At 70.6% G+C, this 12,364-nt stretch carries 9 protein-coding genes; 2 read left to right on the forward strand and 7 right to left on the reverse strand.

The features are described from left to right. Window positions 1-31: 31 nt before the first annotated feature. From ADK65_RS39195 to ADK65_RS10430, 6 genes are all read right to left on the reverse strand, one after another. Window positions 32-214: a hypothetical protein gene (locus ADK65_RS39195; RefSeq protein WP_078955891.1), complete on the reverse strand. Its 183-nt coding sequence runs from the start codon at window positions 212-214 to the stop codon at window positions 32-34. A gap of 128 nt (window positions 215-342) precedes the next feature. Continuing rightward, window positions 343-1,281, reverse strand: coding sequence for an alpha/beta fold hydrolase (locus ADK65_RS10410; RefSeq protein ID WP_053669676.1), 939 nt, complete (start codon window positions 1,279-1,281; stop codon window positions 343-345). Continuing rightward, a complete protein-coding gene (locus ADK65_RS10415; RefSeq protein ID WP_053669677.1) occupies window positions 1,278-1,766 on the reverse strand; it encodes a phage holin family protein in 489 nt (162 codons plus the stop codon). Before ADK65_RS10415 ends, ADK65_RS10410 begins: the two co-directional genes overlap by 4 nt. Before the next feature lie 121 nt (window positions 1,767-1,887). Beyond that, window positions 1,888-3,324, reverse strand: a complete 1,437-nt coding sequence (gene nhaA, locus ADK65_RS10420; protein ID WP_053669678.1) for a Na+/H+ antiporter NhaA — start codon at window positions 3,322-3,324, stop codon at window positions 1,888-1,890. Between the two features lie 196 nt (window positions 3,325-3,520). Continuing rightward, window positions 3,521-5,476 (reverse strand): acetate--CoA ligase, encoded by a 1,956-nt coding sequence (acs, locus tag ADK65_RS10425; protein ID WP_053669679.1) that lies wholly within the window; start codon window positions 5,474-5,476, stop codon window positions 3,521-3,523. 373 nt (window positions 5,477-5,849) lie between these two features. Beyond that, on the reverse strand, window positions 5,850-8,225 hold the full coding sequence (locus ADK65_RS10430) for a bifunctional SulP family inorganic anion transporter/carbonic anhydrase (RefSeq protein ID WP_053669680.1): 2,376 nt from the start codon (window positions 8,223-8,225) through the stop codon (window positions 5,850-5,852). 290 nt (window positions 8,226-8,515) lie between these two features. Here ADK65_RS10430 and ADK65_RS10435 point away from each other — a divergent pair, with 290 nt between their 5' ends. Both ADK65_RS10435 and ADK65_RS10440 read left to right on the forward strand, forming a co-directional pair. Further along, on the forward strand, window positions 8,516-9,781 hold the full coding sequence (locus ADK65_RS10435) for a hypothetical protein (RefSeq protein ID WP_053669681.1): 1,266 nt from the start codon (window positions 8,516-8,518) through the stop codon (window positions 9,779-9,781). 130 nt (window positions 9,782-9,911) lie between these two features. Then, a complete protein-coding gene (locus ADK65_RS10440) occupies window positions 9,912-10,736 on the forward strand; it encodes a Fic family protein (RefSeq protein ID WP_053669682.1) in 825 nt (274 codons plus the stop codon). A gap of 335 nt (window positions 10,737-11,071) precedes the next feature. On the opposite strand, the gene ADK65_RS10445 is transcribed toward ADK65_RS10440, so the two are convergent. Next, on the reverse strand, window positions 11,072-11,905 hold the full coding sequence (locus ADK65_RS10445; RefSeq protein WP_053669683.1) for an HAD family hydrolase: 834 nt from the start codon (window positions 11,903-11,905) through the stop codon (window positions 11,072-11,074). Window positions 11,906-12,364 lie beyond the last annotated feature (459 nt).

A 12,364-nucleotide genomic window follows, 5' to 3' on the forward strand; every position in this document is an offset into this window, starting at 1 on the left:
GTGCCGGGGTGTCGCTCGCGCGGGTGATGCCTCAGTCGCGTGTGGGCCGAAGACGTACGGAGACCCAGCGCGCGCGGCGGCGGAGGATACGCGGAATACCGCCCCGGGGGTCCCTGGTGGCCATCTGCGGTGCGCCGCTTCGATGGTGGGGGTTCGCACCGCCCGCCGAGCGGCGATTGCGGGTTGCGTCACTGTAGTCGTGCGTCCAGCCCATACCCCGACGTGTGCCCCCGGCCCATGGTCGATAACCGCGCCCGGGGCGTCCAATTGGCCTATGCGCCAGGCAAGTGGCCGTTCGTAGGACAAGCGTTCACCAGCCGGGTACCGGGCGCGGTCGACCGGTCACCGGTCGGGTTCGGGATCCCGCAGCCAGTTGATGAGTTCCGACGAGAACGCGACCGGGTCCTCCTCGTGCGGGAAGTGCCCGAGGCCGTCGAACAGACGCCAGCGGTAGGGGGCTTCGACGTACTCGCCGGAGCCCGCCGCGCTGCGGGTGCGCATCACGGGATCGAGCGAGCCGTGCAGATGCAGCGTCGGCACCCGCACGGGCCGCTTCATCCGGCGGTTGAACTGGATGCCGTCGGGGCGGGCCAGGGAGCGCACCATCCAGCGGTACGGCTCGACCGCGCAGTGCGCCGCGGAGGGGATGCACATGGCGCGCCGGTACGTCTGAAGCGCCTCGTCCTCGGGCGGGCGCGGCCCGGACCACTCCTGGATCAGCTCCGCCACGAGCGCCCCCTCGTCGGCGGTGAGCTGCCGCTCCGGGATCCAGGGCCGCTGGAACCCCCAGATGTGTGACCCGGCGCGGGTCTGCTTGACGTCCCGCAGCATGGCCGAGCGCCAGCGCCGCGGGTGCGGCATGGACGCGACCGCCAGGCGCCGCACCAGCTTGGGACGCATCGCGGCCGCCGTCCACGCGAGGTATCCGCCCAGGTCGTGGCCGACCAGCGCGGCGTCGGGCTCGCCGAGGGAGCGGATGACGCCGGTGACGTCGAGCGCGAGGTTGGCGGGGTCGTAGCCCCGCGGTGTGCGGTCACTGCCGCCGACGCCCCTGAGGTCCATGGCGACGGCCCGGAAGCCCGCGTCGGCGAGTGCCACCAGCTGGTGCCGCCAGGTCCACCAGAACTGCGGGAACCCGTGCAGCAGCAGCACCAGCGGCCCGTCGCCCAGCTCGGCGATGTGGAAGCGGGCGCCGTTGGCGGCGACGTCGCGATGGCTCCAGGGGCCGTCCAGGAGTACGGCCGAGGCCGGTTGTGCCGGTACAGGGGCGGGGTCCGTCATGACGACGAGCGTGCCACAGCCTCGATGGCCTCGGGGACCCGGTCCTGCTGCAGCTCCGGCCGCGGGTGCGGCTTGGCCTTCTGGAGCACGACCGCGGTCTCCTTCATCGACGCGGCGACCTTCTGCGGGCCCTTGCTCTTCTTGGCCTTCTTCGCGAAGGTCACGCCGATCAGCGCGAGTACACCGGCGACCAGCACGTTCGCCGCGAACGACAGCAGGAAGCAGACCGCGAGGTTCCAGTCGCTCCAGGTGCGGATGCCGTACGCCAGCGCGAAGTTCAGCATCGGCAGGGAGAAGATCAGCACCGCGCCGGCCGCCGAGAAGGCGCCGCCGCTGGTCGCGCCGCGCTTGACGTCCTGCTTGAGCTGAGCCTTCGCCAGCGCGATCTCGTCGTGCACCAGCGCCGACATTTCCGCCGTCGCCGAGGCGAACAGCTGGCCGATGCTGCGTTCGGCGCCGACCGGGCTGCCGTCGGGTGCGCTCATCGCGGGTCTCCCTCTTCTGCGTACGGTCCGTTTTCCGCGTCTTGTTCCTGACCCGCCGCAGTCGTCCGACTGGGTACGGCCTGACTGCGTACGGTCCCGTCTTTTGTACCGTCTCGTCAGATCATGCCGGACGGTGGTGGTCATCGCCTGCCCCGCCCGGTACTTCGGCAAGCCCGTGGCGCGCCGCTGCCTTCTCCTGGGCGATCCGGCGGTGTTCGGCGGCCTTGCGCTCGTAGAGGGCGGCGAGCCGCAGGTGGTACGCCGGGTCGTCCTCCTCGTACACGTCCGGGATGCCGTCGGCGTCCTCGTCGCGCTCCTCGTCCTCCCACAGCCGGCGGTACCTGGCGTTGCGGATCTTCAGCAGGACGGTCGCGAGTGTCGCGGCGATGAGCGAGCCCAGCAGGACGGCGGCCTTCACCTCGTTCGTCATCGCCTGGTCGCCGTCGAAGGCGAGTTCGCCGATGAGCAGCGACACGGTGAAGCCGATGCCGGCGAGGGTCGCCACCGCGAACACGTCCGCCCAGGCCAGGTCGTCGCTGAGCGAGGCGCGGGTGAAGCGCGCCGTCAGCCACGTACCGCCGAAGATGCCGAGCGACTTGCCGACGACGAGACCGAGGACCACACCGAGGGTCTCCGGTTCGGTGAACACGTCGGCGATCGCCCCGCCGGACACCGCGACGCCCGCACTGAACAGCGCGAACAGCGGCACAGCGAGCCCCGCCGACAGCGGCCGCACGAGGTGTTCGATGCGCTCGCCGGGGGAGCGGTCCTCGCCCTCGTGGCGGTGGCAGCGCAGCATGAGGCCCATGGCGACACCGGCGACGGTGGCGTGGATGCCGCTGTTGTACATCAGCGCCCAGACGACGAGGCCCAGCGGCACGTACACGTACCAGCCGCGCACGCCCGTGCGCAGCAGCAGCCAGAAGAGCACCAGGCCCGCGACGGCACCGCCGAGCGCGGCGAAGTTCAGGTCGGCGGTGAAGAACACCGCGATGATCAGGATCGCGAAGAGGTCGTCGACGACGGCGAGCGTCAGCAGGAAGGCCCGCAGGGCGCTCGGCAGGGAGGTGCCGATCACGGCGAGTACGGCGAGCGCGAACGCGATGTCGGTCGCGGTCGGCACGGCCCACCCGGCCAGGGAACCACCGCCGGTGACGTTGGTGACCGTGTAGACGAGGGCCGGTACGGCCATGCCGCACAGCGCGGCGATGACCGGCAGCGCGGCGGCCTTCGGGTCGCGCAGGTCACCCGCCACGAGTTCCCGCTTGAGCTCGATCCCGGCGACGAAGAAGAAGATCGCCAGCAGTCCGTCGGCGGCCCAGTGCGCGACGGACAGGTCGAGGCCGAGGGCGGCAGGACCCAGGTGGTAGTGGGAGACGCTCTCGTAGCTGGCGTGCAGCGCGGGGATGTTCGCCCAGAGCAGCGCGAGGACGGCGGCGGCGAGCAGCAGCACCCCGCCCACGGTCTCGGTGCGCAGCGCGTCCGCCACGTACGTCCGCTCGGGCAGCGACAGCCGGCCGAGGAGCTTGCGGGGGGTGGTGGGGCGGGGCGCGGTCACGAGGGGACCTCCGGTCGGTGGGCAGGACGGAACACATGCCGACCAGACTTCCCGGCGCACCATGGAGCACTTGTTTTGCTGAGTTTAGGTAAACCTACGGCAGTGCGCATCCGGCGGTCCGCGCCGCCGGTGCGCCCCGGCGGAGGGCACCGCGGCATGGGTGCCCTCCGCCGGCTTGGTCATGCGGGTGCCGTGCTCAGTCCTCGCTGGGCGCGGCGGGCAGCTTGGACTGGATGAGGTCCATGACCGTGGAGTCGGTCAGCGTGGTGACGTCACCCAGCTGGCGGTTCTCGGCGACGTCCCGCAGCAGCCGGCGCATGATCTTGCCGGAGCGCGTCTTGGGCAGCTCCGCAACCGGCAGCACCCGCTTGGGCTTGGCGATCGGGCCGAGGGTGTTGCCGACGTGCGTACGCAGCTCGGCGACCAGGTCCTCGGTCTCGGCGGCCGTACCGCGCAGGATCACGAAGGCGACGATCGCCTGCCCGGTCGTCTCGTCCGCCGCGCCCACCACGGCCGCCTCGGCGACCGAGGGGTGGGAGACCAGTGCCGACTCGACCTCCGTGGTCGAGATGTTGTGCCCCGACACGAGCATGACGTCGTCGACCCGGCCGAGCAGCCAGATGTCGCCGTCGTCGTCCTTCTTGGCGCCGTCCCCGGCGAAGTACTTGCCCTCGAAGCGCGACCAGTAGGTGTCAATGAACCGCTGGTCGTCGCCCCAGATGGTGCGCAGCATCGACGGCCACGGCTCGGTCAGCACCAGGTAGCCGCCACCGCCGTTCGGCACCTCGTTGGCCTCGTCGTCGACGACGGTGGCGGAGATGCCGGGCAGCGGCGTCTGCGCCGAGCCGGGCTTCGTCGCGGTCACGCCCGGCAGCGGGGTGATCATCATCGAACCGGTCTCGGTCTGCCACCAGGTGTCGACGACCGGGGTGCGGTCGCCGCCGATGTTCTTGCGGTACCAGACCCACGCCTCGGGGTTGATCGGCTCGCCCACCGAGCCCAGCACCCGCAGGCTGGACAGGTCGAACTTGGCGGGGATGTCGTCCCCCCACTTCATGAACGTGCGGATCGCGGTCGGCGCGGTGTAGAGGATCGTCACGCCGTACTTCTGCACGATCTCCCAGAAGCGGCCCTGGTGCGGGGTGTCGGGCGTGCCCTCGTACATGACCTGCGTCGCGCCGTTCGCCAGCGGGCCGTAGACGATGTAGGAGTGGCCGGTCACCCAGCCGACGTCGGCGGTGCACCAGTAGACGTCCGTCTCCGGCTTGAGGTCGAAGACGGCGTGGTGGGTGTAGGCGGTCTGCGTGAGGTAGCCGCCGGAGGTGTGCAGGATGCCCTTGGGCTTACCCGTGGTGCCCGAGGTGTAGAGGATGAACAGCGGGTGTTCGGCGCCGAAGGCCTGGGGGGTGTGCTCGGCGCTCTGCCGCTCCACCAGGTCGTGCCACCACACGTCGCGGCCCTCGGTGAAGGCGACCTCCTGGCCCGTGCGGCGCACGACCAGGACGTGCTCGACGATGCCCGCCTTCTCGACGGCCTCGTCCACGGCCGGCTTGAGCGCGGCCGGCTTGCCGCGCCGGTAGCCGCCGTCGGAGGTGATGATCACGCGGGCGTCGGCGTCCTGGATGCGGGTGGCGAGGGCGTCGGAGGAGAAGCCGCCGAAGACGACCGAGTGGGCGGCGCCGATCCGGGCGCAGGCCAGCATCGCGATCGCCGTCTCGGGGATCATCGGCATGTAGACGGCGACCCGGTCGCCCGCCTGGACTCCCAGTTCCAGCAGGGCGTTGGCCGCCTTGGAGACCTCGTCCTTGAGCTCGGCGTAGGTGATCGCGCGGCTGTCGCCGGGCTCGCCCTCGAAGTGGATGGCGACCCGGTCGCCGTGCCCGGCCTCCACATGGCGGTCGACGCAGTTGTAGGCGACGTTGAGCTCGCCGTCCTTGAACCACTTGGCGAACGGCGGGTTCGACCAGTCGAGGGTCTCGGTGGGCTCCTTGGCCCAGGTCAGCCGACGGGCCTGCTCGGCCCAGAAGCCGAGCCTGTCAGCCTTGGCCTGTTCATACGCCTCCGCGGTGACGTTGGCGTTCGCGGCCAGGTCGGCGGGGGGTGCGAACCTGCGCTCTTCCTTGAGCAGGTTGGCCAGGCTCTCGTTGCTCACGGCATCTGCCTTTCCCAGGGTGTCCGTTGTGTCCCAGGCCACAGCTCATCAGACCCGGGGGTGCGATGACAAGGGCCGACGGCCGATTGGTTTAGACCTGTCGGGCGGTGCTGTCGGGGACCGGGGTCATCCGTACCCACGGACGCCGACCAGGGAAAGTTCAGTGCGTGTGCTGCCCGTCGCATGCATGTGTCGTGACGGGGGCCGAGGCCGGAGCGGGACCCGCGGGGCCGGGCGGCAGTGGCGGGCCCGCCGGCGGCCCCGGTGGGCGCGGTCCAGCCCAGGGCCCCCGGGCTGGTCCCCTTCCGCAGACGGCCGGGCAGCCCCTTCATACGGTGCCGGGCCGGGAACACATTCCGGCCCGGCACCTGGTTCACGCCGTCAGGTCCGACTCCCGGACCCGGTCGAAGACGCCGCCGGCGTCCGTCTCGGTGAGCAGGTACGCCTCCGCCTCGCCGACGTGGAAGTACATCCCGTGCAGCTCCAGGCTGCCCTGCTCGATGGCCCTGGCCACCGAGTCGTGGGCGCGCAGGTGCTCCAACTGCTGGACCACATTGGTCAGGCAGAGCTGTTCGACCGCGTCCGCGGGGGAACGCCCGGCCAGTCTGCCCCCGGGCAGACTGTCGTCGGCCATGCGCTCCAGGCTGGGCAGCCCGTGCCGCAGCCACCGCTTCAGCGGGCTTCGGGCGCCGCCGGGCTCGGAGTTGAGCAGGGCCTGCATGGCGCCGCACCCCGAGTGCCCGCACACCGTGATGGACCGCACCTGCAGCACGTCCACGGCGTACTCGATCGCCGCCGCCACCGAGTCGTCACCGCTCTCCTCACCCGGGCGGGGCACGAGGTTGCCCACGTTACGCACGACGAACAGGTCGCCCGGACCACTGGAGGTGATCATCGATGTGACCAGCCGGGAGTCGGCGCAGGTCAGGAACAGCTGCGAGGGCCGCTGGCCCTCTCGCGCCAGCCGCGCCAGCTCGCTGCGCACCAGGGGCGCGGTGTTGCGCTGGAACGTGCTGATGCCTCGCGCCAGTTCGTGCCCGCTGGAGCCGCTGGAGCCGCCAGTGGCCGTGGGGTCGGGCTCGGAGCGGTCCGGTCCTCGGGTGTTCTGCTCGGCGGGGGGCACGGAACGGGGGCCCTCGCACTGGTGGTTGCGCCAGGGCGTCCAGGGCCGGCAGCGGCAGTCACCGGATGTCTGGGGCTCGGAGATACGGGTGCCGGGATGCCGGCCGGTGATCTCGACGGTGCCGCCCTGTGCGGTGTGCGTCTTCTGCCAGTCCTGCAGCGTCTCGAACGCCGCGTGGTCCATGAACGACCCGTCCAGCTCGACGACGGTGTCGGCACCGTGCGGCACGAGATGCAGGGCCCGGCTGAGCCGTGGCACCGCGAGGAACGTCAACTGCCCTCTGACGTGTACGTGATGGACTCCTTCCCTCTCTTCGTGCGTGATGCGGGTACGGGTGAGGCGGTGCAGGGCGACGCCGACGGCCGTGGCGATGCCGAGCGCCACGCCCTCCAGGACGCCGAGGGAGACCACGCCGAGGGTGGTGACGGCGTAGACCCACACTTCGCGGTGGCGGGTCACCGTGCGGATGTGGTTCAGGGACACCATCTGGATGCCGACGGCCATCACCAGGGCGGCGAGCGAGGCGAGCGGGATGAGCTCCAGGATCGGGACCATCAGCAGCGTGGCGATCACTACGAGAACGCCGTGCAGCATCGTGGAGTTCCGGCTGACGGCACCCGCGTGCACATTCGCCGAACTCCGCACGGCCACACCCGCGATGGGCAGTCCGCCGAGCGAGCCGGAGACGATGTTGGCGGCGCCCTGCCCGAGGAGTTCACGATCGAGGTTGGAGCGCCCGACGCGGGGCAGACCGGGGCGGCCGGCCACCAGCTTGTCCACGGCGACCGCGCCGAGCAGCGACTGCACGCTGCACACCAGCGTGGTGGTGAGCACGGCCGCGACCAGACCCGGCACGGGGCCCTCGGGCAGGCCGGCCAGGGCGTGGTTGCTCCAGGACGGCAGGTCGACCTTGGGCAGGCGGAGCCCGGCGAGGGCGGCGGCCGCGGTGGCTCCGGCGACGGCGACGAGCGCCGCCGGCACCTTGCGCAGCAGGCTTCCTGCCCGGCCGGGCAGGCGCGGCCAGAGCAGCAGCAGCGCCAGGGTCAGCACGCTCACCGACACCGCCGCGGGGCGCATGTGCGCCAACTGGGCGGGCAGGGCACGGAGGTTGTCCGGGACGGAGCTCTGCGGTGTGCCGCCGAGCACGATGTGCAGCTGGGCGACGGCGATCGTGACGCCGATCCCGGCGAGCATGCCGTGCACGATCGCGGGGCTGACGGCGAGGGCGCCACGGGCCACGCGCAGGCAGCCGAGGCCCAGTTGGGCGAGGCCTGCGAGGACGGTGATGGCGCAGGTCGTCCGCCAGCCGTAACGCTGGATGAGGTCGGCGGTGACGACGGTGAGTCCGGCGGCCGGTCCGCTCACCTGGAGCGGGGAGCCGCCGAGCCGCCCGGCCACCAGCCCGCCCACGGCGGCGGCGACGAGGCCGGCCTGGAGGGGGGCGCCGGTGGCCAGGGCGATGCCCAGGGAGAGGGGCAGCGCGATCAGGAAGACCGCGATCGAGGCCGACACGTCGGCACCCGCGATCCGGAATCGGCGGGGCCCGGCGGGCGGCGGACTGTGGGGCGGATGGGTGCGCTCGGTCCGCTTCTGGTCGGCGGCGCGTGTGGGGACGCAGGCTGACATGGTTTTCCCGTCTCCTCCGGGGCTGCGCGGTCGCGTAACTGGGGGTCCGCTCGGGGCGGGGTGTCGGTCGCGGCGGTCACGGCGTAAATCGGCGGGATGAATCAACGCTCGGTAAACGGATCGTAATGCAGAGTAAAGGACGAGCATGGACTTTACGGGCAAATGGGTGAACAGATCACTCTGAAGGGTGAAGTGGCCATTTGATCGGCTTGTCCTACTAATTCCTTCTCGGTCTCGTGCGAATTTGGCGGCGCTGTCCGCACCCGAGAGAAGGAAGAAGGTGGACGGACATGGCCGCCACCCACAGGATCGCCGCGGGTTCCGTGATCGCAGCGGTCTGCGCCGCATCGCTCGCCGGCTGCGCGACCGACACCCCCCGGCAAGAGGCCCCCGACCCGCCGAAGGCGCCGCCCGCGCAGGCGCCGAAGAGCGCGGTCCGGCTGATCGGCGACGGCTCCACCGCCTATACGGGGGCCCAGCCGCATCTGCCCCGCCCCGAACGCCTGCGGCCCGGCCAGAGGCCCCCGCAGTTCGTCGTCTTCTCCTGGGACGGCGCGGGCGAGGACAGCCAGAAGCTGTTCTCGCGCTTCCGCAAGGTCGCCAGGAAGAACAACGCGACCATGACGTACTTCCTGAGCGGCGTGTACATGCTGCCGGAGGACAAGCGCGACCGGTACCGGCCGCCGCAGCACTCCCCGGGCCGCTCCGACATCGGCTTCAACGACCGCCGCGGCATCGCCGCCACCGCGAAGCAACTGCGCCTGGCGTGGCTGGAGGGCAACGAGGTCGGCACCCACTTCAACGGCCACTTCTGCGGCAGCGGCGGCGGCGTCGGCGAATGGTCGGTGCGGGACTGGAAGGACGAGATCGCCCAGGCCAAGCAGTTCGTGAAGACCTGGAAGACCAACACCGGCCTGAAAAGCGCCTCCCCGCTGCCCTTCGACTACGACAAGGAGCTCATCGGGGCCCGCACGCCGTGCCTGGAGGGGCAGCGCAACTTCATGAGGGCGGCCCGCGACATGGGCTTCCGCTACGACACCAGCGGCGTGAACGACCAGGTCTGGCCGAAGAAGAAGATGGGCCTGTGGGACGTCTCCATGCAGCTCGTGCCGTTCCCCGGCCACTCTTTCGAGCAGCTCACCATGGACTACAACTTCATGGTCAACCAGTCGGGCACCACCACCCAGGGCAACCCCGCCAAGTTCGACTTCTGGGGCGACCAGATGCGGGACGGCCTGCTCAGGGGCTTCACCCGGGCCTACGAGGGCAACCGCGCGCCCCTGATCATCGGCAACCACTTCGAGTCCTGGAACGGCGGCACCTACATGCGGGCCGTCGAGGAGGTCATCGAGACGGTGTGCACCAAGCGGGAGGTGCGCTGCGTCTCGTTCCGGCAGCTCGTGGACTGGCTCGACGCCCAGGACCCGAAGACGCTGGAAAAGCTGCGCACGCTGCCGGTCGGCCAGGCGCCCAAGGGGGGCTGGGCGGCCTTCCTGGCGGACCGGCCCGCCCCGGCACCCAGGGGTGTGCCCGGGGCTCCGGCGGCAGGGAGGTAGTCCTTCGGGCGGATGCCTGCGGTGCACGCGCGTGTGCCGGTGGTGCACGCACGTGTGCCGGGGGCATCGCGTGCGTGAAGAAGGCCACTCCGCCGTGGGGCGGGGCCCCAGGGTGCGTAGGGTCGTACTCATGAGTACTGCAGGCGCGACCGCCGATCCCCTCGCGGCCCTGGGGGCGCTGCCCGGAGTGGCCGATTCCGTGGAGTCCGTGCGCAAGGCCGTGGACCGGGTCTACGGACACCGGGTCATGCGGCGGCGCAGCAACGCGATCACCTCCGAGGCCGCACTGCGCGGCGCCCGCGGCTCGGCCGCGCTGTCCGGAGCGGACTGGGCACTGGAGGAGGTGCGCCGGCGCACGGACTTCAGCGGTGACGACGAGGCCCGCACGGTGGGGGCCGCCCTGCGGCTCACCGCGGAGGCGGGCCAGCTGCTGTCGATCTGGCGGCAGTCACCCTTGCGGGTGCTGGCCCGGCTGCATCTGGTGGCTGCCGCGGACAAGGGCGACCAGGTGGGACGGCCCCGCAAGGAGGGCGAGCGGGTCGACGAGCCGCTCGTCGGGCTGCCGCTGCCGAGCGCCACCGAAACGCACGGCAGGCTGGACGGACTGGCCGGGCTGATCATCTCGGGTGGCTCCGCTCCGGCGCTGGTGACGGCCGCCGTGGTGCACGGCGAGCTCCTCGCGCTGCGTCCCTTCACGTCCCACAACGGCCTGGTCGCGCGCACGGCCGAGCGCATCGTCCTGGTCGGCAGCGGACTGGACCCGAAGTCGGTCTGCGCGGCCGAGGTCGGTCACGCCGAACTGGGACGAGAGGCCTATCTGCAGGCCCTGGCCGGGTACGTCTCCGGTACGCCGGAGGGCGTCGCCGCCTGGATCGCCCACTGCGGCAGGGCGGTCGAACTGGGGGCTCGCGAGTCGATGGCGGTGTGCGAGGCATTGCAGCGCGGAGCGGCCTGACATCGACCGGCCGCACAAATGATGCGGCGGTACGAGTTCTCGTACCGCCGCTGGCATGAGCATCGGGTTACCAAGCGTCCTCGATATATGCCCATCAGGTCGGGAGCTTTGCCCGTTCCCTGGTGCGGCTGGCCCGTATTCGACGGGTCGACGTCGCGTGGGTGCCCGGTGTTCATGCTCGGTCCGTGGGGCCAAATGCGTAAAAAGGTGATCCTCTCGGATGTCCTTGGTCTCGCGGGCCGTTGAGTCCTTTGTACTCCTGCCCCGCAGTAAGCGGAAGTCCAGGTCCTACTTCTTTACTTTCGGATTCACACAAGAAGAGCGATCGTCACAGGTCAAGCGACTGTCGCCCGGCGCCGGTTCGCATACCAGACGAGTCCTGCGGTGGCCGCGGCGGCGCCTATCGCGGCGACCGCGACGAGCGCCGGACGCGGCGGTACGGAGAAGGCGGGGATGCGCTGCTTGAGCCGGACCGGGCGGTGGAAGTCCAGGATCGGCCACCCGCGCGCGAGGGCCTCGCGGCGCAGTGCCCTGTCCGGGTTCACGGCGTGCGGGTTGCCGACGGACTCCAGCATCGGCACATCGGTCGCCGAGTCGCTGTAGGCGTAGCAGCGGCTGAGGTCGTACCCCTCGGACTCGGCGAGCTCCCTCACTGCCTCCGCCTTGGTCGGACCGTACGCGTAGTACTCCACCTCGCCGGTGAAACAGCCGTCGTCGCCCACGACCATGCGGGTGGCGACCACACGGTCCGCGCCCAGCAGCTCGCCGATCGGCTCGACCACCTCGGCGCCCGACGTGGAGACGATCACCACGTCACGGCCGGCGGTGTGGTGCTCCTCGATGAGGGAGGCGGCCTCGTCGTAGATGATCGGGTCGATCAGGTCGTGCAGCGTCTCGGCGACGATCTCCTTGACCTGCTGCACGTTCCAGCCGCGGCACAGGGCGGACAGATAGGCGCGCATGCGCTCCATCTGGTCGTGGTCGGCGCCGCCGGCGAGGAAGACGAACTGGGCATATGCGGTACGCAAGACGGCCCTGCGGTTGATCAGGCCGCCTTGGTAGAACGACTTGCTGAACGTGAGCGTGCTCGACTTCGCAATGACCGTCTTGTCCAGGTCAAAGAAGGCCGCTGTGCGGGGCAACGAGTGGTTTTCCACGCCCCAGAGCATAGGGGCAGCCCATTCGGCGTAAGGTGGGGTACGTGGGTTTGCCTGAGAAGGCTCTCGGGTACACCATGGAAGTCACGGATCGTTCGCGACCGTGCTAACCCGGCCCGACTCCTCCCCCCCCCGAGTCGGCCGTGGGGACGACCCCCGCTCTCCCCCCCGGCGGGGGTCGTCGCATGTCCGGGTGGGTTTTTCCTTCTTCGTGCGGCCTGACGGCTGCTTCGGCGTGGCTCCTCGCGCAGTATTGACATGCTCATGACTAAGTACGCTCTGTAGTCGTCGGGCTGCTCTGCGGGGATCGTGCGCAAGGTCTGAGCCGCTCACCGGTATGGGTGACGGCGATATTCACAACTCCCGGGACGTCCACAGTTATTGACCAAGATCCACACGATTTCCGGGATCGCTGCACCGTGATTCCGACGCGTCCCGCTCGCGGCGAGTTCATGGCCGGTTCCGAGTACC

It is taken from the genome of Streptomyces sp. NRRL B-1140 (assembly GCF_001280065.1).
In the GTDB taxonomy this organism is placed as follows: Bacteria; Actinomycetota; Actinomycetes; order Streptomycetales; family Streptomycetaceae; genus Streptomyces.

What these genes read in the sequence shown, in the direction of transcription:
- ADK65_RS39195 (WP_078955891.1), bottom strand. Translation starts at nt 214, where the DNA reads ATGGGCTGGACGCACGACTACAGTGACGCAACCCGCAATCGCCGCTCG.
- ADK65_RS10410 (WP_053669676.1), bottom strand. Translation starts at nt 1,281, where the DNA reads ATGACGGACCCCGCCCCTGTACCGGCACAACCGGCCTCGGCCGTACTC.
- ADK65_RS10435 (WP_053669681.1), top strand. Translation starts at nt 8,516, where the DNA reads ATGGCCGCCACCCACAGGATCGCCGCGGGTTCCGTGATCGCAGCGGTC.
- ADK65_RS10430 (WP_053669680.1), bottom strand. Translation starts at nt 8,225, where the DNA reads ATGTCAGCCTGCGTCCCCACACGCGCCGCCGACCAGAAGCGGACCGAG.
- ADK65_RS10440 (WP_053669682.1), top strand. Translation starts at nt 9,912, where the DNA reads ATGAGTACTGCAGGCGCGACCGCCGATCCCCTCGCGGCCCTGGGGGCG.
- ADK65_RS10445 (WP_053669683.1), bottom strand. Translation starts at nt 11,905, where the DNA reads ATGCTCTGGGGCGTGGAAAACCACTCGTTGCCCCGCACAGCGGCCTTC.
- ADK65_RS10415 (WP_053669677.1), bottom strand. Translation starts at nt 1,766, where the DNA reads ATGAGCGCACCCGACGGCAGCCCGGTCGGCGCCGAACGCAGCATCGGC.